The 22,195-nt window shown below is 37.4% G+C and carries 19 protein-coding genes; 1 reads left to right on the top strand and 18 read right to left on the bottom strand.

Going from position 1 to position 22,195, the window contains the following annotated elements:
- Positions 1 to 53: 53 nt before the first annotated feature.
- From hemL to hemA, 6 genes are all read right to left on the bottom strand, one after another.
- Positions 54 to 1,343 (bottom strand): glutamate-1-semialdehyde 2,1-aminomutase, encoded by a 1,290-nt coding sequence (gene hemL, locus CKJ95_RS03935; protein ID WP_099352095.1) that lies wholly within the window; start codon positions 1,341 to 1,343, stop codon positions 54 to 56.
- An 87-nt stretch (positions 1,344 to 1,430) separates the two neighbouring features.
- Positions 1,431 to 2,417 (bottom strand): porphobilinogen synthase, encoded by a 987-nt coding sequence (gene hemB, locus CKJ95_RS03930; protein ID WP_099352094.1) that lies wholly within the window; start codon positions 2,415 to 2,417, stop codon positions 1,431 to 1,433.
- Positions 2,418 to 3,221, bottom strand: a complete 804-nt coding sequence (locus CKJ95_RS03925) for a uroporphyrinogen-III synthase (RefSeq protein WP_099352093.1) — start codon at positions 3,219 to 3,221, stop codon at positions 2,418 to 2,420.
- A complete protein-coding gene (gene hemC / locus CKJ95_RS03920; RefSeq protein WP_099352092.1) occupies positions 3,221 to 4,153 on the bottom strand; it encodes a hydroxymethylbilane synthase in 933 nt (310 codons plus the stop codon). The genes CKJ95_RS03925 and hemC overlap by 1 nt, the downstream gene beginning before the upstream one ends.
- A gap of 15 nt (positions 4,154 to 4,168) precedes the next feature.
- Entirely contained in the window at positions 4,169 to 5,002 is an 834-nt protein-coding gene (locus CKJ95_RS03915) for a cytochrome C assembly family protein (RefSeq protein ID WP_099352091.1), read from the bottom strand.
- 16 nt (positions 5,003 to 5,018) lie between these two features.
- Complete coding sequence (gene hemA / locus CKJ95_RS03910) at positions 5,019 to 6,371, bottom strand: glutamyl-tRNA reductase (RefSeq protein WP_099352090.1); 1,353 nt, start codon at positions 6,369 to 6,371, stop codon at positions 5,019 to 5,021.
- 244 nt (positions 6,372 to 6,615) lie between these two features.
- On the opposite strand from hemA, the gene CKJ95_RS03905 reads away from it, so the two are divergent.
- On the top strand, positions 6,616 to 7,101 hold the full coding sequence (locus tag CKJ95_RS03905; RefSeq protein ID WP_099352089.1) for a LiaI-LiaF-like domain-containing protein: 486 nt from the start codon (positions 6,616 to 6,618) through the stop codon (positions 7,099 to 7,101).
- A gap of 104 nt (positions 7,102 to 7,205) precedes the next feature.
- Here CKJ95_RS03905 and CKJ95_RS03900 read toward each other — a convergent pair whose 3' ends face one another.
- The 12 genes from CKJ95_RS03900 to leuB form a co-directional block, all read right to left on the bottom strand.
- Complete coding sequence (locus CKJ95_RS03900) at positions 7,206 to 7,928, bottom strand: amino acid ABC transporter ATP-binding protein (RefSeq protein ID WP_180271415.1); 723 nt, start codon at positions 7,926 to 7,928, stop codon at positions 7,206 to 7,208.
- A 31-nt stretch (positions 7,929 to 7,959) separates the two neighbouring features.
- Positions 7,960 to 8,622 carry an amino acid ABC transporter permease gene (locus tag CKJ95_RS03895; RefSeq protein WP_099352087.1) on the bottom strand — a complete coding sequence of 221 codons (663 nt, stop codon included), beginning with the start codon at positions 8,620 to 8,622 and terminating at the stop codon, positions 7,960 to 7,962.
- 84 nt (positions 8,623 to 8,706) lie between these two features.
- Positions 8,707 to 9,489 (bottom strand): transporter substrate-binding domain-containing protein, encoded by a 783-nt coding sequence (locus CKJ95_RS03890; protein ID WP_180271397.1) that lies wholly within the window; start codon positions 9,487 to 9,489, stop codon positions 8,707 to 8,709.
- A 202-nt stretch (positions 9,490 to 9,691) separates the two neighbouring features.
- Entirely contained in the window at positions 9,692 to 10,288 is a 597-nt protein-coding gene (gene yihA / locus CKJ95_RS03885; RefSeq protein WP_099352086.1) for a ribosome biogenesis GTP-binding protein YihA/YsxC, read from the bottom strand.
- Positions 10,285 to 12,609, bottom strand: a complete 2,325-nt coding sequence (lon, locus tag CKJ95_RS03880; protein ID WP_099352085.1) for an endopeptidase La — start codon at positions 12,607 to 12,609, stop codon at positions 10,285 to 10,287. Before lon ends, yihA begins: the two co-directional genes overlap by 4 nt.
- Before the next feature lie 172 nt (positions 12,610 to 12,781).
- Positions 12,782 to 14,461: an ATP-dependent protease LonB gene (gene lonB / locus CKJ95_RS03875; RefSeq protein ID WP_099352084.1), complete on the bottom strand. Its 1,680-nt coding sequence runs from the start codon at positions 14,459 to 14,461 to the stop codon at positions 12,782 to 12,784.
- 213 nt (positions 14,462 to 14,674) lie between these two features.
- The gene (gene clpX, locus CKJ95_RS03870; RefSeq protein ID WP_099352083.1) at positions 14,675 to 15,937 is read right to left on the bottom strand and encodes an ATP-dependent protease ATP-binding subunit ClpX; all 1,263 of its coding nucleotides are present in this window, start codon (positions 15,935 to 15,937) and stop codon (positions 14,675 to 14,677) included.
- A 357-nt stretch (positions 15,938 to 16,294) separates the two neighbouring features.
- Entirely contained in the window at positions 16,295 to 17,581 is a 1,287-nt protein-coding gene (gene tig, locus CKJ95_RS03865) for a trigger factor (protein WP_099352082.1), read from the bottom strand.
- A 205-nt stretch (positions 17,582 to 17,786) separates the two neighbouring features.
- A complete protein-coding gene (locus CKJ95_RS03860; RefSeq protein WP_180271396.1) occupies positions 17,787 to 18,815 on the bottom strand; it encodes a tetratricopeptide repeat protein in 1,029 nt (342 codons plus the stop codon).
- Positions 18,816 to 18,951: 136 nt separating this feature from the next.
- Positions 18,952 to 19,539, bottom strand: a complete 588-nt coding sequence (leuD, locus tag CKJ95_RS03855) for a 3-isopropylmalate dehydratase small subunit (protein WP_099352080.1) — start codon at positions 19,537 to 19,539, stop codon at positions 18,952 to 18,954.
- A gap of 2 nt (positions 19,540 to 19,541) precedes the next feature.
- Entirely contained in the window at positions 19,542 to 20,969 is a 1,428-nt protein-coding gene (gene leuC / locus CKJ95_RS03850; RefSeq protein WP_099352079.1) for a 3-isopropylmalate dehydratase large subunit, read from the bottom strand.
- A gap of 97 nt (positions 20,970 to 21,066) precedes the next feature.
- Positions 21,067 to 22,179 carry a 3-isopropylmalate dehydrogenase gene (gene leuB, locus CKJ95_RS03845; RefSeq protein ID WP_099352078.1) on the bottom strand — a complete coding sequence of 371 codons (1,113 nt, stop codon included), beginning with the start codon at positions 22,177 to 22,179 and terminating at the stop codon, positions 21,067 to 21,069.
- Positions 22,180 to 22,195: the final 16 nt, after the last annotated feature.

Here is a 22,195-nt window from a genome sequence, read left to right as displayed (position 1 = left end):
CGTAAATAAAAAGACAGACTCAGTCGTTTACTGAGTCTGTCCAAATATTTTCCTTATCCTTTTAGTTTAGAAAATGCTTTTTCAGCTGCTTGAATCGTTTTTTCAATATCTTCAGCAGTATGTGCTGTAGATAAGAATAGTCCTTCAAATTGAGATGGTGGAAGGAATACTCCTTCATTCGCCATTTCACGATAATAGGTTGCAAAATACTCTAAATTAGATGTTTTTGCAACTTCATAGTTTATCACTTTTTCATTGGTGAAGAAGAACCCAATCATTGAACCCGCACGATTGATACAGTGTGGGATATCGTATTTCTCTGCTGCTTGAGTAAGCCCTTCTTCTAGTCGATCAGCTTTCTTTTTAAATTCAGTGTAGTCTTCTGGTTTCAGCTGAGATAAAGTCTCATAGCCTGCCGCCATTGCTAATGGATTACCAGAAAGGGTTCCCGCTTGATAGATTGGCCCAGCTGGTGCAATATTCTCCATAATTTCTGCGCGACCACCATATGCGCCTACAGGGAGTCCACCACCTATTACTTTACCAAGACAAGTGAGGTCAGGAGTGACACCAAAATATCCTTGTGCACAATTATAGTCCACACGGAATCCAGTCATTACCTCATCAAAAATAAGCAATGTTCCATTTTGTGTTGTAATCTCACGAAGTGCTTCAAGGAATCCTGGCTGTGGAGGAACAACCCCCATATTTCCTGCCACTGGTTCAACAATTACTCCTGCTATGTCTTCTCCAAACTGTTCAAACGCGTATTTCACAGCCTTTAAATCATTATAAGGAACAGTAATGGTATTTTTCGCTATTCCTTCAGGTACTCCTGGGCTGTCAGGTAAACCAAGTGTAGCTACACCTGAACCAGCTTTAATCAATAATGAATCACCGTGCCCATGGTAACAGCCTTCAAATTTTAAAATTTTACTGCGACCTGTATATCCTCTAGCTAATCGTAATGCACTCATTGTTGCCTCTGTACCGGAGTTAACCATCCGAATGATTTCAATTGATGGCACTCTTTCAATAACAAGCTTTGCAAGTTCGTTTTCTGCTAAAGTAGGTGCACCGAAGCTAGTTCCCATTTCTGTTGCTTTTTTAAGTGCTTCCACCACTTGATCATTCGCATGACCGTGGATAAGCGGTCCCCATGATAAAACGTAATCTATGTATTCATTTCCATCGATATCATATATTTTAGAGCCTTTCCCACGTTCCATGAAGATTGGATCCATATTTACCGATTTAAAAGCACGAACTGGGCTGTTTACTCCACCTGGCATAAGATGCACTGCATCTGCAAATGCTGCTTTTGACTTTTCATAACTTCTCATCTTCGTAACCCCTTTCCTTTTTTGGGGCCTGACCCCCGATGCGTTAATGCGTTAACACGGTGGGGGTCAGGCCCCTTAATAATGCTATTATTTATCTTGTAACCAGCGAGCAACATCTTTTGAATGATACGTAATGATTAGATCTGCACCTGCGCGTTTCATTCCTGTTAGCATTTCCATCACGATTTCTTTTTCATTTATCCAACCGTTTTGAGCTGCTGCTTTAATCATGGAGTATTCACCACTCACATTATAAGCTACCACTGGTGCATTAAAATTATTTTTAACGTCACGCACGATATCTAAGTAAGACAATGCTGGTTTTACAATAATGAAATCAGCACCCTCTTCAATATCAGATTCAGCTTCTCTTAATGCCTCTAGACGATTTGCATAATCCATTTGATACGTTTTACGATCACCGAAGGAAGGAGCACTCCCAGCTGCATCCCGGAATGGACCATAAAATGCAGATGAATATTTAACCGCGTAAGACATAATTGGAACATTTTCAAATCCTGCTTCATCTAAGCCGTGTCTAATCGCTGTCACAAAGCCATCCATCATATTAGATGGGGCAATTATATCCGCACCTGCTTTTGCCTGGCTTACAGCAGTTTTTGCTAATAATTCAAGGGAAGGATCATTTAAGACTTGTCCATTCTCTATTACACCACAATGCCCATGTGAAGTATATTCACAAAGACATGTATCCGCGATTACGACTAAGTCTGGGTGCTTTTCTTTTGTTAATTGAGTTGCCTTTTGGACAATTCCGTGATCATGAAATGCACCAGTACCCGTTTCATCTTTTTCATTTTCATTTGGTACACCAAATAAAATGACAGATTTAATTCCTAATTCTACGATTTCATTAAGCTCTTGCTCAAGTAAATCCAATGAAATATTATACACACCAGGCATAGAAGGAACTTCTACTTTTTTATTTTCCCCTTCGACAATAAACAAAGGGTAAATTAGATCATCTGTATGAAGATGAGTTTCACGTACTAACGCTCTTATATTTGCAGTTTGGCGTAATCTTCTATGTCTTGCAAATTGTAATTTTTCCATTTATTTTTCTCCTCCTTGCGCTTTTAAATAATCAATGATTTCCGTTAATAAATGATCAATGGTGTAATTCTTAGGACATATGTGTATTGGGATATGTAATTGTTTTGCACACTTTTTTGTTTCCGGTCCAATACAAGCAAATATCACATTTTTTGTCCATTGTTGCCACTCTATTTGTTCAACCATTTTATAAAATTGCTTCACAGTTGAAGGACTTGTAAAGGTTATAATATCAATTTGATTTTCTTTTAAAAGCGCTATTAAGCGCTCTTTTTCACGCGAATCGCCAATTGTCTCATAGACAATTAAATCAGTAGCTTCTGCCCCATACCTTGTCAGTTCGTCAACTAAATAAGAACGTGATAGATTTCCACGAGCAAGTAAAAAGCGAGCACCTTTTTTCACAAAAGGTTTTAAACTCTTAAATAAGCCTTCCGCGATAAACTCTTCCGGTACCAGCTCTGGTTCAAATCCCTTAGATAACAAAGCCTTTTCTGTCTTTGTACCAACGACAGCTATTTTAGGTAGAGGAAGATTAATTCCCACTTCCTCCACTACCTGATCATAAAAATCGAAAAAGAAATCTACACCATTCTTGCTCGTAAAAATCAACCAATCATATGACTCCAAATTGCTTATTGTATTCTTAATAAAAGTTGTATTTTTTGGCTTTTGAAACGTTAGTAATGGAAGTTCAATTGGCGTTCCGCCAGCTGCTGTAATTTTCATTGAGAATTCAGCAGCTTGCTTTTCACCTCTAGTATTTAAGATCATTTTCCCCAAAAGAGGTTGTTCGCCTTCCATTACTGGTTAAGCTCCTCTTTCACTTTGTCGATCAGCTCTTTAGCACCCAGATTTGTTAATTTATTTGCTGCTTCATGACCAACCTCGATTGGATTATTTCCGTAAACCTGTTCTTTGTAAATCGTATTTCCATCAGGAGAGCCCACTAAGGCAGTTAAAGCAATCTCTTTATCATCGGACATTGTTGCATATGCTGCAATTGGAATTTGGCAGCCGCCTTCCATTTTATCTAGGAATGCACGTTCAGCTGCAACCGTTTTTTCCGTATATTCATCATTTAATTTTGACAATGCCACTAAAAGTTCTGCATCATCTTCACGACATTCAATTGCTAATGCACCTTGACCGACTGCTGGTAAGCAAACTTCAGGGTCTACGAATTCGGATACAACATCGTCAGACCAGCCCATACGCTTTAAGCCAGCTGCTGCTAATACAATTGCATCGTAATCTTCGTTCTCAAGCTTAGCAAGTCTCGTATCAATATTTCCACGAATCCATTTAATTTCGATATCGTTTCTTTTTGCTAGAAGCTGTGCACTTCTTCTCAAGCTACTTGTACCCACGATAGCCCCACTTTGAAGCTTTTCAAAGGAAACACTTCCCTTGGATATGATGACATCACGGTGATCTTCACGTTTTGGCACACAACCAATAACTAGTCCTTCAGGTAGCACTGCAGGCATATCTTTCATACTGTGAACTGCCATATCAATTTCCTTATCAAATAAAGCTTGTTCAATTTCCTTAACAAAAAGGCCTTTACCTCCGACCTTTGATAAAGTAACATCAAGGATTTTATCCCCTTTTGTGACGATTTCCTTTACCTCAAACTCATATGGAACACCAAGGTTCTTAAGCTGCTGGATAACCCAGTTTGTTTGTGTAATAGCTAATTTACTTCTTCGAGACCCAACAATTATTTTTCTCATGAATGTACCTCCTGTCTATGTATACCAAAAGTGAAAACTAGATAAACTTCCAAATAAAAAGAAATTAACAAGTAAAAGTAAAAATGCTCCAATATTCCAATTGGCGATTGCTTTTCCTTGAAGCTTTTGTACAACTCTTTTATATAAGTACCATGCATAGATAACTAGAACAAAAAACGATCCTATTACCTTTGCATCGTAAAAATAAAAATTATCAACCTTAATATAGGCCCATAGTAAACCTAAAATGAGTGATAGTAAAAGCATAGGCACTCCAATGAGATTCAATACATAGGACATATGGTCTAGTTTTGATAAATCATCTAACCGAAGGAGTCGCTTTCCCCATTTTTTCTGTTTTAATAAATTATATTGAATCAAATATAGAATCGAAAAAACAAACGATAACGAAAAAGCTCCATATGAAAGAATCGCCATTGAAATATGAATCATAAGTAATTCGGAAATAAGCTGGCCTTCCACTGCACTTGAACCGTGCTGACCTGGAGCAAATGTGTGTAACGCCATTATGAAAAAACCTAATAAATTTGTAAAAAAAACAATGAAATCCACTCTCAAAAATTTGTTTAAAATTAAAGAGAGGGTGATCAGCACCCAGGCATAAAAATAGAGCCCCTCTACCATGGATAAAATCGGTAATCTACCTGTATTTAGCACTTTCGTTAATAGAAAAATCGATTGAATTACCCATACAAATGAAAGTAACCAGAAGGCAAACTTATTCACCCTCCGGTTATTATGAAGAAAGTCTATAAAATAAAGTAGGACACTCAAGGCATAGAGAATTACTGTGAACTCATGTAATCTCATTACATTCATCTCTACCATATCGATTTTCTCCTCATTATGACTGTAGAGAAGGCTGCTGTCTATTTGATGCTACCTTGTTCAAATTACTCTTAGCCATCTGTGTCCCTTGCTCAGAAACAACCGCTTCCTCAATATCGAAGATTTTCATAAATAATGAAAGTGATTCCTCTGCATTTGGTTTTGCAGCAAGTTCCTTTGCTTGTAGTATAGGGTCTTTTAATAGCTGATTAATGATACTCTTCGTGTGCTTATTTAATACTTTTCTCTCACGGTCAGTAAGATTGGGCATCTTGCGTTCAATACTTTCCATTGTTTCAGCTTGAATGGCTAATGCCTTATTGCGAAGAGCTGATATCACTGGAACTACACCTAAAGTATTTAACCAATTCTTGAATTCAACGATCTCTGATTCAATCATAAGCTCTATTTCTTCAGCCGCTACTTTACGCTCCTGAAGATTAGCTTCTACGATTCCTTCTAAATCATCGATGTCATATAAAAAGACACTTTCTAAATCTGCTAGTCCTGGGTCTAAATCCCTTGGTACAGCAATATCGACCATAAATAAAGGACGACCCTTTCTCATGCGCTCGACATCCTGCATCATCTCTTGTGTAATCACATAACCTTTAGCTCCAGTTGAACTAATCATGATATCAGCTTCAACTAAGGCACATTGAAGTTCCTCTATCGTTTTGGCTTCACCTTGAAATTTCTCGGCTAGGTTTTGTGCTTTCTCGAAAGTTCTATTCATAACTGTTACTTTACCCACGCCTGAACCGTGTAGGTTTTGTACAGCTAATTCACCCATTTTTCCGGCACCTAAGATAAGAACATTTTTATTCGTAAGGTCCCCAAAGATCTTTTTAGCTAGCTCTACAGCAGCATAACTTACAGAGACAGCGTTTGAGCCGATCTCAGTTTCCGAATGTGCGCGTTTAGCTAATGTAATGGACTGTTTAAATAAATGATTGAAAACAGTTCCTGATGTTCCTTTTTCCTGTGCTGATAAAAAGCTTGAACGTACTTGTCCAAGTATTTGTGTTTCACCAACAACCATTGAATTTAATCCACAAGTAACATGAAATAAGTGTTCAACTGCACCCTCATCTTCAAAGATACTTAAATATGGCGTAAATTCCTCTTTGTCGATACCAAACCATTGTGAAAGAAAATCTTTAATATAGTAGCGTCCTGTATGCAATTGGTCGACAACAGCATATATTTCTGTACGATTACAAGTTGAAACTATAATATTTTCAAGAATACTTTTTTTCCCTTTCAATTCCTTCATAGCTTGTGCAATGCTATCCGGATCAAAAGTTAATTTTTCACGTATTTCAACAGGGGCTGTTCTATAATTAAGTCCGACCATTAGTGTATGCATAATATCTCACCCCAACCTTTTAAATAATTGAACCTATTCGTCCAAAAAACTACTACTATTATACCATGTATGATGTGACGGATTGTCGAAAAATGTGTGAACAGTTTTTGACAACCTATGCTAAGATAAATTTATAATAAATAATAATTATAAAGGCATTTATATATGGTTTAATCATCTTGACTTCAATCGTTACATTAACAAAAAAATAGTGTCAAATCAAGTTAATAGCACGGGGGATCATATGAAAAAAAATAATATCTTTTCTGGCATCATCCTTTTAGGGATTGGTTGCTATCTCTTACTGCAACAACTGGGTATACCAGTATTTACTAACTTCTATTCTTGGCAAACACTCATCATCATTGTCGGGATTGCCTTTCTCGTACAAGCTTATGTTGAAAACAATCCAGGCAGTATCTTACCTGGAGTAATTCTGGTTGGATTTGGATTTCATTTTCACAGTCTCAACCAACTCAGCTTTTGGCCAAAACAGCCGGGTACCTTGCTTCTTATTGTTGGACTCGGAATGCTATTTACATATTTTAAAACGAAAAATGGATTAATCCCTAGTATTGTTCTATTATTTGTTTCATTATTGTTTCTAAACTATAGCCGATTTATGGGCTGGTTAAGCTTTTTTGAAGGTGGCTTTTCATTTATTTTGAACTATTGGCCCCTCCTTGTGATTGGAATCGGCTTTTATTTATTATTCATTAAGAAAAAGTAAATTATACCAAAACGCAAATTGCCCACGAAGAACCTTTTCTCGTGGGTTTTTTATGAAAAAAAATAGCATCTCAAAGTTTGTCTTTGAGATACGTAGCTTTCTCGTTAAAGAATAGAGTTCAGAAAGTCCTTCGTTCGTTGTTCTTTCGGTTTTTCAAATATATCCTTAGGCTTTCCGACTTCAACAATTTTTCCATCATGCATATAGATAACTCGATCAGCAACCTCTCTAGCAAATCCCATTTCATGTGTAACTACAACCATTGTCATTCCTTCATGTGCTAATTGTTTCATTGTATTTAGGACCTCTCCGACTAATTCCGGGTCAAGGGCAGATGTTGGTTCATCGAATAACATAATCTCTGGTTTCATTGCTAATGCTCGAGCAATTGCAACACGCTGCTTTTGTCCACCTGACAATTTTGACGGATACACATTCATTTTATCCGCCAATCCTACTTTTGCAAGAAGCTCCTTTGCCTGCTCAATGGCCTCTTGTTTTGGCATTTTTTTAACCTGTGTGGGCGCTTGTATCACATTCTGAAGAACTGTCATATGGGGAAATAGATTAAAATGTTGAAAAACCATACCAACTCTTTGACGTATTTCATTTAGGTTATGGCTAGTAGACTCTATTTTTTCATCATTTATGATGATTTCTCCACTCTCTTTTATTTCTAAAAAATTCAAACAACGTAGCAATGTACTTTTGCCAGATCCACTTGCTCCAATTAAACAAACAACCTCACTTTCTTGCACGTTCATGTTAATATTTTTTAACACATGTAAATCTCCAAATGATTTATTTAAGTCGACAACTTTTATCATATCCTTCTTTTGCAACTCATTTCACCTTCCCTTATTTATCGCTTGCGGCCAATTTTTTCTCGAGCATGCCAACTAAAATAGTAAATATCAAGACAAGAATTAAATAATAAATCGCAACGATAAGTAAATATGTCATATAATCAAAATTGTTAGAGCCCAATGTTGTTGATACATTAAAGAGTTCGTTTAAACCAATAAATGCGGCTAGTGAAGAGTCCTTCAATCCAATAATAAACTGATTTCCAAGGGGTGGTATTGCTCTTCGGAACGCTTGAGGAAGGATAATTCTTCGCATCGTCAAAATTCTGCTCATTCCTAATGATTGTCCCGCTTCCATTTGACCATTATCAATGGATTGAATGGCTCCTCTAAAAATTTCTGCAATATAGGCTCCATTATGGAATGCCAAACCTAGCGTTACGGACCAAAACATCGATATATCTAAAGCAGATAAACCAAAATAAAAGACAAAGATCTGAACGATTAAAGGGGTTCCTCTTACCAAATAAATATACAAATCTGCAATCTTGACGAGGATGGTTTTCCCTGAAATTTTTAAAAATGCAAAAAGCAAACCAATAAATACAGCGATGAAAATAGCTACAATTGTTACTTGTAATGTAAGAAGCATCCCTTTTAAAAACACAGGATACGAATCAATCAACTGTTCTATGATATGACTAAATTCAGGCAATTACCTTCAACTCCTTATTCAAAAGTACTTATTAGAAAAAGAAACGAATGCGTAAGAAAGTCACATTCGTTTCTAAGATGACACCTATTCTTCTAGATTCGTTGTGATATCTTCTTTAAAGTATTTTTCACTAATCTTCTTTAGGGTTCCGTCTTCTCTTAATTTATCAAGTGCTTCATTTATTTTTTTCAATAGCTCTTCATTGTCCTTCGCCACTGCTACGGCCTGCTCACTTAAACCGAGAATATCTTTTCCTTCAATTTCGATACCGTTCCCAATTGCTTCTTTTCCTGTTAAAAAGTCAGTAATAACCGCATCATGCTTTCCGATTGCTAAAGCTTCCAATGCTGTAACATCACTGTCGTATTGAACGACGTTGTCAGTTACTTCTTGAGCTGTTTTTGCATAAGTGGAACCTTTTGAAACAGCAATTTCCAAGCCTTTTAGATCATCTAGGCTTACTACATCACTATCAGGTCTTACGAAGATCTGAGGTCCTGAATAGTAATAAGGTGTTGAAAAATTAACATGCTCTGCACGTTCATCTGTAATCGTGTGACTTGCAACAGCAGCATCAAAACGTCCTGTTTTCACACCCTCTACAATACTGTTAAATTTAAACCTTTTTTGATCTGGTTCTAAACCTAACTCTTTTGCAATCGCTTCTGCTACTTCAATATCGAAGCCAGTCATAACACCCTCTCCATCTGTTACACTAAAAGGATTGTATTCTCCAGATGAAGCAAACGTAAATTTTCCGTCCTCAACTAATTTCATCCCAGTTGAAGATGACTTTTCACTTCCACAAGCACTCAACACACCAACAGTCAAAATCAGAACTAAAAAAGAAACGAGTCTCCTTTTCACTTTTGTTTCCCCCTTTTTTTCACTATAATAGCTACAAAATTCGCCTAGTAAAGAGTACCTAACATTTCTTCTATCTTATTAGGCCAATCCCTTGCTTATAACCGAATCGGTAAAATCGCCTTTATATCTCCCCATTTCTTCATAATTTCCTTCGTTTCGCCAAGCTTGGTTTTAACTCAAAAAAAACAGCTAAGCATATGCTTTAGCTGTTTTCATCTTTCATATATGATTGTAGGACGGCCCAGGCCTGTTCTTTTCCTAAACCTGTTTCTGATGAGAACTTGATGATATGGTCACCAGGCTCAAGTTCTAATGTTTCACGAACGACCTTTAGATGTTTATCCCATTTTCCTTTTGGAATTTTATCTGCCTTTGTTGCAATGACGACAACAGGTAATTCGTAATGCTTCGCAAAGTCATACATTAGCACATCATCGTTGGTTGGAGGGTGACGTAAATCAACAATCAAAACAACTGCTTTAAGCTGTTCACGTGTTGTTAAATACTTCTCAATCATTTTCCCCCATGCCGCTCTTTCTGTTTTTGAAACCTTTGCATACCCGTATCCTGGAACATCCACAAAGTGTAATAATTCATTAATCAGGTAAAAATTTAAGGTTTGCGTCTTTCCAGGCTTTGATGATGTACGTGCCAAAGCTTTACGATTAATCATTTTATTAATAAACGAAGATTTTCCAACATTCGAACGTCCGGCCAGCGCAAATTCAGGTAGATCTGCTTCTGGGTATTGTTCCGGCTTTACAGCACTTATAACGATTTCTGCACTTGTAACTTTCATTTTTTCTCCTCTAATAACGCATGTTTTAATACTTCATCTAAATGTGAAACCGGAATAAATTCGACATCTTCTCTAACACTGTCAGGGATGTCCTCTAGGTCCTTTTCATTTTCCTTTGGAAATAAAATCTTCGTTAAACCGGCACGATGGGCACTTAATGATTTTTCTTTTAAACCACCTATTGGGAGAACACGGCCTCTTAAGGTAATTTCACCAGTCATCCCAACTTCCTTGCGAACAGCTCTGCCAGTTAAAGCAGAAATAAGTGCCGTCGCGATTGTAATCCCAGCTGAAGGACCATCCTTTGGAACGGCACCTTCTGGAACGTGAATATGGATGTCATTTTTTTCATTAAAATCCGGATCGATTTTTAATTCTTGTGCTTTTGATCGAATATAACTAAAAGCAGCTTGAGCAGACTCCTTCATTACATCTCCTAGCTTACCAGTGAGGACAAGCTTTCCTTTACCAGGTGCTAGCGAAACTTCGATTGAAAGGGTGTCTCCGCCAAAAGCTGTATACGCAAGTCCAGTAGCAACTCCAACCTGGTCTTCGAGTTCTGCTTGGCCATAACGGAATATCGGCTTCCCTAAGAATTCAACTACATTTTTATCGGTAATGACAACGCGTTTCTTTTCACCAGAAACGATAATCTTAGCCACCTTACGACAAATTTTCGCTATTTGACGCTCAAGACTACGGACTCCCGCTTCTCTTGTATAATGACGAATAATATTTAAAAGAGCATCTTCTCTTATTTGCAATTTACCCTTTGTTAAACCATGCTCTTCAAGTTGTTTTGGCAATAAATGATCTTTCGCGATATGAACTTTTTCAAGCTCTGTATAACCAGCGATTGTGATAATCTCCATTCGGTCACGAAGTGGTCCTGGAATGGTTGCTAAGTTATTAGCAGTAGCAATGAACATGACCTTCGATAAATCATAAGGCTCTTCAATAAAATGATCACTGAAGTTAAAGTTCTGTTCAGGATCCAATACTTCAAGCATTGCTGCAGAAGGATCACCTCTAAAATCATTGGACATTTTATCAATTTCATCTAATAAAAAGACTGGATTGATTGTGCCTGCCTTTTTCATTCCTTGGATAATACGTCCTGGCATTGCACCTACATATGTTCTACGGTGCCCCCTGATTTCAGATTCATCACGAACACCACCAAGTGAAATTCGCACAAAATTTCTACCAAGTGATTTTGCCACTGATTTTGCTAACGATGTTTTACCAACTCCTGGAGGTCCTGCTAAACATAGAATCGGCCCTTTTAAAGAGTTTGTTAATTGTTGAACAGCTAAATATTCAAGTACTCTTTCTTTTACCTTATCGAGCCCAAAATGGTCTTTTTCAAGGATTTCCTCTGCATGGTGAATATCCAGTCGATCTTCCGTTGCATTTGTCCACGGCAACGACAACAGCCATTCAATATAGTTCCGGATCACAGCACTTTCTGCGGACGTTTGTGGGATTTTCTCGTAACGGTCAAGTTCTTTCAAGGCGACTTTCTTGAAATGGTCAGGCATACCTGCTGCTTCAATCTTATCCTTGAGTGTAGTTACCTCACCTGTTTTTCCCTCTTTATCGCCTAATTCTTTTTGAATGGCTTTCATTTGTTCACGAAGATAATATTCCTTCTGAGTTCTTTCCATGGAACGCTTAACACGTTGACCAATTTTCTTTTCAAGGCTTAAGACTTCTTTTTCATTATTGATGATGGTTATGACCTTGTTCATTCTGGAACGAACATCAATCGTTTCAAGAATTTCTTGTTTTTCTTTTAGTTTGAGAGGGATATGGGAGGCAATGATATCTGCCATTCGACCTGGTTCCTCAATATCTGTAACAGATGTATATGTTTCAGTCGATATCTTTTTAGAAAGCTTTATGTACTGTTCGAAATACTCAAGCATCATTCGCATGAGTGCTTCAGATTCAACATCCTTTGTTTCGTCTTCCTCAAAGGTTTTTACTTTAACCGAATAATAAGTATCGTTGTCATAGATTTCTTTTATTTCCGCGCGATGAAGTCCTTCAACCAATACACGTATTGTGCCATTTGGTAATTTAAGCATTTGCTTTACTTGCGTTAATGTTCCTATGTTATAGATATCATCCTCTGTAGGATCGTCAATAGCCACATCTTTTTGGGTTGTTAAAAAAATGATATGGTCTTCTACCATTGCTTTTTCCAATGCTTGCACTGATTTTTCACGGCCAACATCTAGGTGCAAAACCATAGTTGGATAGACAAGCAATCCGCGAAGTGGTAAAAGAGGAACAATGATTTCTTTTTTTCTTGTCATTGCATACACCTCAAAATTGAATATAGTTCTTAAATGTAAATTTTATCTTATTTGATAGCTAGTGTCTATTTTGGAGGATTTTTCATTTTAGATTAAAGATGAAAAACATAAAAAGACTTCGACGTTCTTTTTATAGTATGTCGAAGTCTTTCTATTTTAAACTGTTTTACGTTTAGACAGATTCTGTTTTTGAAAAGTTTGTAGAAGCCGGAATGATTGATTGCTTGGATTGCTTTTGCCGTTCAGGAGTTTCAATCGCAATCTCAAAGACTTCTTCCAAATTGGTCACTGGAATAATTTCAATCCCCTCAATTTCCTTCAAGATTGATTGCATATTTTCCTGAGGAATGATGACCCTTTTAGCTCCAGCTTGTTTGGCTGCTTTAATTTTTGGTACGACTCCACCGATTGGTTTTACATTCCCATGAATGCTGATTTCGCCTGTCATGGCAACTTTATGATCGACCGGGAACTTATGAATCGCTGAAAAGATACCAGTGGCCATCGCAATCCCTGCAGAAGGTCCATCAATTGGAATCCCCCCAGGGAAATTAACATGGATATCGTAATCATGTGCCGGAACGCCCATTGAACGTAGTACAGTAATGACGTTTTCAATAGAGCCCTTCGCCATACTTTTTCTTCGAACTGACTTTCCACGGTCCCCAATACTTTCTTCTTCAACAATACCAGTTATATTAATCGTGCCTTTATCTTTAGCAGGGATAACGGTGACCTCGATTTCTAACAATGCTCCGGTATTTGGTCCATATACAGCTAAGCCGTTAACAAGCCCCACTCTTGCACTCGGATATATCTTCTTATCATAACGAGGTGTTAACTGACTTGAATGAAGGACCCACTCTATATCTTCATCCTTAATAAAATCGCGGTCCTCTGAAATTGCAATTCCAGCGGCGATTTGAACCATATTCACCACTTCACGTCCATTTCTAGCATAAGAGGCAAGTGTAGCAATCCCTTTTTCAGTCGCCTGCATTTTTACTTTCTCCAGTGCTTTTCTTGTTACAATCGCTAATTCATCCTGATCTAAATCACGGAAAAATACCTCTAAGCAACGCGAACGAATCGCTGGAGGTATTTCATTAGGTGTACGTGTTGTAGCACCAATCATTCGAAAATCAGCTGGCAATCCATTCTTAAAAATATCATGAATATGTGTAGGAATTTGTGTGTTTTCTTCACTATAATAAGCACTTTCAAGAAACACTTTTCGATCCTCTAAAACCTTTAACATTTTATTCATCTGGATAGGATGAAGCTCTCCTATTTCATCGATGAATAAGACGCCTCCATGTGCATGTGTCACAGCCCCTGGTTTTGGCTGAGGAATACCCGCTTGACCCATCGCACCTGCTCCTTGATAAATCGGATCATGAACAGAGCCAATTAAAGGATCTGCTATTCCACGTTCATCAAATCGTGCGGTTGTCGCATCTAATTCTACAAAAACAGCTGATTGCTTAAAAGGAGACTTTGCATTGCGTTTTGCTTCCTCCATCACAAGACGTGCTGCCGCAGTTTTACCTACTCCAGGTGGTCCATAAATAATGACGTGCTGAGGATTTGGTCCACAAAGCGCTGCTTTTAATGATTTGATCCCATCCTCTTGTCCAACAATATCTGAAAAACTAGTTGGTCTTACTCGCTCAGCTAGAGGTTCTGTTAAGGAAATGGATCTCATTTTACGGAGTTGTTCCATTTCTTTTCTAGACTCTTTATCTATAGATACCTTTTGAGTTCGCTGGTTTTTAAGGAGATTCCAAAAGTAAAGCCCAATGATCACTCCAAAAAATAGCTGTACGAATAAAACAATACCTGTCCAACTCATATTATTCCTCCTGCTCGCAAAGATAGACTACTATCTGCTATTATCTCCTGAGTATAGGTGGAATAAACCAAATTTGACGGATTTTTGCCTATTCTATTTGAATAAATACGAGAGTTTTTCGTAGAATTTTATCCTTGGCTGAATTCCGTCGACGATAATTTTTTGCAAAAATGCACAAAAATCCCGAGGTATATATAACCTCGGGATTTTTTCTTATGCGGAGATTTCTGTGTTTTCAACAACAGTTCCATCATCCAATAAAAGCTTTGGAGATGTATTTTTTGATACGGTTTCCGCTGTAATGATACATTTCTTAATATCATCTCTTGAAGGAAGATCAAACATCACATCAAGCATAATACCTTCGATAATGGAGCGTAAACCACGTGCTCCTGTTTTACGTTCAATTGCCTTTTTCGCAATTTCCTTGAGAGCATCTTCTTCGAAATCTAACTCGACTTCATCTAGCTCAAGCATTTTTTGATATTGCTTAACTAGAGCATTTTTTGGTTTCGTTAGAATTTCTACCAACGCGTCCTCATCTAATGGTTCAAGGCTCGCAATAACTGGGAGACGTCCAATAAATTCAGGGATTAAGCCAAACTTTAGTAAGTCTTCTGGTAAAGATCTAGAAAGTAGGGATTTTTGGTCTAATTCTTCTTCAACGACGTTAGAACCAAATCCAATTACTTTTTTACCAAGACGGCGCTTGATAATTTGTTCAATTCCATCAAAAGCTCCACCACAAATAAATAGGATATTTGAAGTGTCGATTTGGATAAATTCTTGATGAGGGTGCTTTCTTCCACCTTGTGGAGGTACACTTGCCACTGTGCCTTCAAGAATTTTTAATAGTGCTTGCTGTACACCTTCACCCGAAACATCACGTGTAATTGACGGATTTTCAGATTTACGTGCTACTTTATCAATTTCATCGATATAAATAATACCTTTTTCAGCTTTCTCCACATCATAATCAGCCGCTTGAATAAGTTTTAATAGAATGTTTTCTACGTCTTCCCCAACATATCCAGCTTCTGTTAATGAAGTTGCATCCGCAATCGCAAATGGTACATTTAAAATACGAGCCAAAGTTTGCGCTAATAATGTTTTACCACTACCTGTTGGCCCTATCATACAGATATTACTTTTTGATAATTCAACATCATCAATTTTGCTGTTTGAATTAATACGCTTATAGTGGTTATATACAGCGACAGCTAATGATTTTTTCGCTGCATCCTGACCAATCACATATTCATCTAGGATTTCTCTTATTTCTTTTGGTTTAGGTACATCTTTAAATTCAACTTCTTCCTCTGTACCTAATTCCTCTTCTACGATTTCAGTACATAATTCAATACATTCATCGCATATATAAACGCCAGGTCCTGCAACTAACTTTCGAACTTGATCTTGCGTTTTTCCGCAAAAAGAACACTTAAGTTGCCCTTTTTCATCATTAAATTTAAACATCATGTCACCCCTTATTTGTTTCTTTCTATCTACAATAAGCCCCGTATCTATTGACATAGGCAATTTTGTTTGAACTTTGGTCTCATTACCGTCAGTTCCATTATCTAATTATGTAATGCACATTGTACCATATTTCTTCCTCAGAATGGTAATAATAACTCTCGCGCTCATTATGTAAGTATGTGTGGTCTTAAAAACAACTAGTGAAATATGTGCTGACTTCGCCCCTCCTTTTTAGTGTTCCCATATTCGTTAGAATAAAACTACAACCAAATGCTTATTGTATGTACAACTTTTTAATTTTGGGTATAAAACAAGGCACGATCATATCGCGCCTTGATATTCCCTTATTTATTATTATGCAACACTTTTGCTATTTTCCACAAGAAAATCGATTGCTTTTCTAATTTTTAAATCCTCTGTAATTCCATCTAAGCCACCAAGCATTGACTTGATCTCATCAGCGGAAACACCGTACATTGTTGCCATATTTTCTAGTTCTGCATTGATTTCCTCTTCAGTCACTTCAATGTTTTCAGCTTTTGCGATCGCTTCTAAAGTTAAGTTAACACGAACGCGCTTGCCAGCATCTTCTTTCATTTGTTCACGTAAAGCATTTTCGTCTTGACCAGAGAATTGGAAGTATAGGTCAAGGTTCATGCCTTGCATTTGTAAACGTTGTTCAAATTCACGTAGCATGCGGTCTAATTCAGTATTAACCATAGCCTCTGGAATATCGATTTCAGCATTCTCTGATGCTTTTTCGATTAATGTATCTTTAAGGCTGTTTTCAGCGTCACGCTTCTTAGTCTCTTCTAAACGAGTTCTAGTTTTAGTTATTAATTCATCTAATGTTTCAACTTCATCGTCTACATCTTTTGCAAACTCATCATCAAGCTCAGGAAGTTCTTTTGCTTTGATTTCGTGAAGTTTTACTTTAAAAGTTGCTGGCTTACCTGCTAAGTTTTCAGCATGGTATTCTTCAGGGAAATTAACTTCAACGTCTTTTTCTTCACCTGTAGCAAGACCAACTAATTGTTCTTCGAACCCAGGAATGAATGAGCCTGAACCAATTTCTAATGAATAGTTCTCAGCTTTTCCGCCTTCGAATGCCTCTCCATCAACGAAACCTTCGAAATCAATTACAACAGTGTCGCCATTTTCTACAGTACCTTCTTCTTTAACAACAAGTTCTGCATTGCGCTCTTGTAATTGTTTGATTTCTGCATCAACTTCTTCGTCAGTAACAGTTTCTTCAAGTTTTTCAACTTCTAGACCTTTGTAGTCACCAAGTTTAACTTCAGGCTTAATAGTTACTTTTGCAGTAAAAATAAGGTTTTTACCTTTTTCGATTTGTTCAACGTCAACTTCTGGACGATCAACTGGCTCAATACCAGTTTCTTTAATTGCATTTTCATATGCATCTGGAAGAATAATATCTAATGCATCTTGGTATAGTGATTCAACACCAAAACGCTTTTCGAACATTCCACGAGGCATTTTACCTTTACGGAATCCAGGTACGTTAACTTGCTTTACTACCTTTTTAAAAGCTTCGTCAAGTCCTGTATTAAATGTTTCTGCGTCAACCTCTACAGTTAAGACACCTTGGTTTCCTTCTAATTTTTCAAACTTTGCGGACATAATTCTTTCCCTCCAACTATCTATTTACTAACTATTTTTTCCGATATGTAAATTTCATAACTATTACCATATGTCGGTAAACTAGCATTTTACAACCATTACATTATAACATAGAATAGGCACCTTTCAACATATAGAATATTTTTATATTGTTAGAAAGTTTAACCAACTAATCGAAATTATAATATCTTCTATTACCATTTTTTTATTCTATATACGAAAAACGCTCTACCTTTTCTAGCTTATCTAGAGCATGTTTTAGTTCAAATAAACTTATACCATAGATTTGCTCTAGTGTTCGATTCTCAATCTCCATTCCGTGAAGTTCAGCACTATATAAATGGAGAGCGGCAGCATACGTCAATGGGTTCTCATCATCCAATGTAAAAGGATAAAGTACAAAAAGATGCTGAAGCCAAATCTCTTTTGCTGTTTCATATAGAGTCGGGTTGTCGTTTTGCAATTGTTCCTCTAAGTTCGATAAAACCCGAATTGTAAAAGAAGACATTGATGGGTCTATTAACTTTGAAGGGATAACTTTAATTGTCTCCCCAAGCTTCTCAACCTCTATCTCACGATCAACCTGATTCATTGCAAGCAACTGCAATATCATCGTTTTTACAACTGGATGTTTTTTAGGATTAGCTAAAAATGGAGCCAGTATATCAAGGTATTTTCGTATATTAAGATCCTTCATGGATTGAATGGCCGCTATTTGATTTCCGATATTTTCCTCATTATATAAGACATTTTGTAGATGTTCCATAACATCCTGATTCGTGTTCTCAGCTTCTCTTTCCACCTCATCTGAATAAAGCATTCTTTTACTCAGTTCTAATAGCTGGGTCAGATTGTCTAAATACTCGGGAGGAACTGAATCTTCATCAAGCACAGCCTCTATTGTTGTTTTCACTTCATTATATTGTCCGAGTTGGATGAGAATTGTTAAATAGATTTGAAGGACATGAAAATAGTCTCCAACATCTTCCTTCATCATAACTAAACAATTTTGTTTTGCTTGCTCTAATTCTCCTAGTTCAAAAAGACAGATGACAATCCCAAGCTCTATTTCATGATTGCCTTCTTCAAGTTCTTGTGCTTGTGTTAATAATGTTAGAGCTTCTTTAAATTTTTTATTGGTTAATGCCTCGAGACCTTTGTCCATTAATCTTTCCTTTAGATGAGGAAAGGGAACAACTTTATCCTGCTTCTTACCTTTAAACTTATTTTCCATAGAGTTTTTCCAACCCCAAACTCGTTTTTCTACTTGAGTTATAAGTGTACCAATGAAAAAAAGAGAAAACAATAGTGCTACCATGGTAGGTGACAAAAAAAAGAGACAAAGTCTAATTGACTTTGTCTACAAGTTTTTAGTTCGCAGTATTAACTTCGTACTCTTTAATTTGTTGTTCATAGGAAAGAGTCTTGTCAATCTCATCCCAACCATTGACCAACATTTCCTTCCAATATGCATCAATAGTAAATTCTGTTTTGAAGCCTTTTGAATCGACTATTGTTTGTTCTTCTAACGAAATTGTGCATTGATAATCAGCGGAACTCGCTTCTTTTAAAAGGTACTCGATCACGCTTTTTTCTAATACGATAGGTAGAATACCATTCTTCAAGCAGTTATTATAGAAAATATCTGCAAACGAAGGAGCTAGGATTGCCTTAAATCCATAGTCTTGTAATGCCCATGGAGCATGCTCACGAGAAGAGCCGCAACCAAAGTTTTCATTTACAACAAGAATAGTCGCACCTTCATTTTCTTTTCGATTTAATTCAAAATCTGGATTTAGGCTTCCGTCAGCTTCAAAGCGCCAATCGAAAAAGGCATATTTTCCAAACCCGGTTCTTTCAATACTTTTTAAAAATTGCTTTGGAATGATTTGGTCTGTATCCACATTGTTTCGATCCATTCCTGCAACTTTACCTTGATGTGTGATAAATGGTTCCATAATTATGCCTCCTCCCCAGCTGTTACCTTTTGAATTTTACGAACATCTACGAATTTCCCATAAATAGCGGCGGCAGCTGCCATTGCTGGACTCACTAAGTGTGTACGAGCCCCTTTACCTTGTCGTCCTTCGAAGTTACGGTTTGATGTTGAAGCACATCTTTCACCAGCAGGAACTACGTCTGGGTTCATACTTAAGCACATGCTGCATCCAGCGTCACGCCATTCAAAGCCAGCGTCACGGAATACATCAGCAAGACCCTCTTTTTCCGCTTGTTGCTTCACTTGTTGAGAGCCTGGAACGACTAAAGCCCGTACATTAGGAGATACCTTTTGACCACGGATAATTTCAGCCGCTTCACGTAAGTCACCAATTCGTGAATTTGTACATGATCCGATAAATACATGTTGAATTTCAACTTCATTAATCGGAGTTCCAGGTGCAAGCTCCATATATTCATAAGCACGCTGAGCAGACTTCTTATCAACTTCTTTGTCAAAATCCTCTGGATATGGAACTGTATCCTCAATAGTTATACTCATGGATGGGTTAGTACCCCATGTAACAGTAGGTAAGATTTCATCTGCATGAATTTCTAGAACTTTATCGAAAGAAGCTCCCTCATCAGTTGCAAGAGCTCTCCATCTTTCAACAGCTGCATCAAATTCAGCACCTGAAGGGCTATGCTTTCGTCCTTTTAGATAGGAGAATGTTGTTTCATCTGGGCTAATTAAGCCAGCTTTCGCTCCACCTTCAATTGACATATTACAAATGGTCATTCTTTCTTCCATTGACATGTTTCGAATTGCTTCACCTGTATATTCAATTACATGTCCTGTTCCAAAATCAATTCCAAACTTACGGATAATGGATAAAATAACGTCCTTCGCATATACACCAGATGATAATGTTCCAACTACATTTACCTTCATGGTTTTAGGTTTTTGTTGCCATAATGTTTGAGTTGCAAGTACATGTTCTACCTCACTTGTCCCAATTCCAAACGCTAAAGCTCCAAATGCTCCATGTGTAGATGTATGGCTATCCCCACATACTATTGTTTTTCCTGGTTGTGTTAATCCAAGCTCAGGTCCAATAACGTGAACAATTCCTTGTTCAGGGCTGTATAAATCTGCTAAAGGTACATTAAATTCCTTACAGTTTTTCTCCAATGCACTCATTTGTTTAGCGGCAATTTCATCCTTTGTTTGGAAACGATCACTTGTAGTAGGTACGTTGTGATCCATTGTCGCAAATGTTAAATCAGGTCTTCTGACTTTTCTATTTTTTATACGTAAACCTTCAAAGGCTTGCGGAGAAGTTACTTCATGGACAAGATGTAGGTCAATGTATAGTAGGTTTGGTTTCCCCTCTTCATGATTGATAACGTGCTGATCCCATATTTTTTCAATAATCGTTTTTGGTGCCATTAGTATCTTCATCCTCCTTTTTCACTTTTTTTGAAAAGATAAGCTCGGTATATACCGAGCTATCAGTGGGTCTAGCTTTGCAATTGATAAATTTTATCTATGCATAGCAAGACATAATATTTGAAATCGCCCCGTCCTCAACTAAGGCCTCTTTAATCTTTTCCACCATTTCTGTTGTTGAAATTGCTTTTCCTTGTGGTTGAACGACATCTGCAGTGCGGTAACCAGCAGCTAATACATCATCCACGGCTTTTTCTATCGCTTTTGCCTCTTCTTCTAATCCAAAAGATAAGCGTAAAAGCATAGCAGCAGATAATATGGTTGCAATTGGGTTTGCGATATCTTTACCAGCGATATCTGGTGCAGAACCATGGATTGGTTCAAAAAGACTCGGTCCATCCGTCGATAAACTCGCAGAAGGAAGCATGCCAAGTGATCCTGTTAACATGGATGCTTCATCACTTAAAATATCTCCAAACATATTTTCAGTAACGACTACATCAAATTGTCTAGGGTTTCGGATTAGCTGCATTGCTGCGTTATCCACTAGCATATGCTCTAATGTAACCTCTGGATAAGAAGCAGCTACTTCTTCAGCAACCTCACGCCACATTCTGCTAGATTCCAAGACATTAGCTTTGTCTACAGATGTCACTTTCTTCTTTCTTGTCATAGCCATTTCAAATGCTTTTTCAATGATTCTCTTCATTTCAGAGCGTTTGTAGGAAAGAGTATCAACAGCTGCTTCTTCGCCATCTTCAATCTTTCTTCCACTTGGCTTTCCAAAGTAAAGACCACCCGTAAGCTCTCTGACGATTACAAAATCAGCATTTTCAATCACTTCTTGTTTTAGTGGAGAAGCGTCTAGCAAGCTATTAAAACATGTTACCGGTCTTACATTTGCATACAAGTTTAAGGCTTTTCGAATTTGTAATAATCCTTTTTCAGGACGTAAATGTGGAGGGTTTGAATCCCACTTCGGGCCCCCTACAGCCCCTAGCAATACAGCATCACTTTGTTTACATACTTCCAGTGTTTCCGCCGGAAGAGGAGTGCCTTCAGCGTCTATTGCTGAGCCACCTATTAAAGCGTGTTGAAATGTAAACTCATGATTGTATTGTCCAGCGACAGCCTTCAACACTTCGATTGCCCCTTTAGTCACTTCTTTGCCAACGCCATCTCCACGAAGTACGGCAATACTCTTCTTCATATTGACTCCTCCTCTT

Source organism: Fredinandcohnia onubensis, assembly GCF_002734285.1.
In the GTDB taxonomy this organism is placed as follows: domain Bacteria; phylum Bacillota; class Bacilli; order Bacillales; family Bacillaceae_L; genus Ferdinandcohnia; species Ferdinandcohnia onubensis_A.
The sequence above is the reverse complement of the archived record's forward strand: the minus strand, read 5'-3'. Positions and strand labels throughout refer to the sequence as shown.

What these genes read in the sequence shown, in the direction of transcription:
- hemA (WP_099352090.1), bottom strand. Translation starts at nt 6,371, where the DNA reads ATGCATACACTAATGGTCGGACTTAATTATAGAACAGCCCCTGTTGAA.
- CKJ95_RS03925 (WP_099352093.1), bottom strand. Translation starts at nt 3,221, where the DNA reads ATGGAAGGCGAACAACCTCTTTTGGGGAAAATGATCTTAAATACTAGA.
- hemC (WP_099352092.1), bottom strand. Translation starts at nt 4,153, where the DNA reads ATGAGAAAAATAATTGTTGGGTCTCGAAGAAGTAAATTAGCTATTACA.
- hemB (WP_099352094.1), bottom strand. Translation starts at nt 2,417, where the DNA reads ATGGAAAAATTACAATTTGCAAGACATAGAAGATTACGCCAAACTGCA.
- tig (WP_099352082.1), bottom strand. Translation starts at nt 17,581, where the DNA reads ATGTCCGCAAAGTTTGAAAAATTAGAAGGAAACCAAGGTGTCTTAACT.
- leuB (WP_099352078.1), bottom strand. Translation starts at nt 22,179, where the DNA reads ATGAAGAAGAGTATTGCCGTACTTCGTGGAGATGGCGTTGGCAAAGAA.
- clpX (WP_099352083.1), bottom strand. Translation starts at nt 15,937, where the DNA reads ATGTTTAAATTTAATGATGAAAAAGGGCAACTTAAGTGTTCTTTTTGC.
- CKJ95_RS03905 (WP_099352089.1), top strand. Translation starts at nt 6,616, where the DNA reads ATGAAAAAAAATAATATCTTTTCTGGCATCATCCTTTTAGGGATTGGT.
- CKJ95_RS03915 (WP_099352091.1), bottom strand. Translation starts at nt 5,002, where the DNA reads ATGGTAGAGATGAATGTAATGAGATTACATGAGTTCACAGTAATTCTC.
- CKJ95_RS03900 (WP_180271415.1), bottom strand. Translation starts at nt 7,928, where the DNA reads ATGATAAAAGTTGTCGACTTAAATAAATCATTTGGAGATTTACATGTG.
- leuC (WP_099352079.1), bottom strand. Translation starts at nt 20,969, where the DNA reads ATGGCACCAAAAACGATTATTGAAAAAATATGGGATCAGCACGTTATC.
- lonB (WP_099352084.1), bottom strand. Translation starts at nt 14,461, where the DNA reads ATGAGTTGGACAGGTATTGTTTTATTCGTACAGCTATTTTTTGGAGTG.
- yihA (WP_099352086.1), bottom strand. Translation starts at nt 10,288, where the DNA reads ATGAAAGTTACAAGTGCAGAAATCGTTATAAGTGCTGTAAAGCCGGAA.
- CKJ95_RS03860 (WP_180271396.1), bottom strand. Translation starts at nt 18,815, where the DNA reads ATGGAAAATAAGTTTAAAGGTAAGAAGCAGGATAAAGTTGTTCCCTTT.
- hemL (WP_099352095.1), bottom strand. Translation starts at nt 1,343, where the DNA reads ATGAGAAGTTATGAAAAGTCAAAAGCAGCATTTGCAGATGCAGTGCAT.
- leuD (WP_099352080.1), bottom strand. Translation starts at nt 19,539, where the DNA reads ATGGAACCATTTATCACACATCAAGGTAAAGTTGCAGGAATGGATCGA.
- lon (WP_099352085.1), bottom strand. Translation starts at nt 12,609, where the DNA reads ATGACAAGAAAAAAAGAAATCATTGTTCCTCTTTTACCACTTCGCGGA.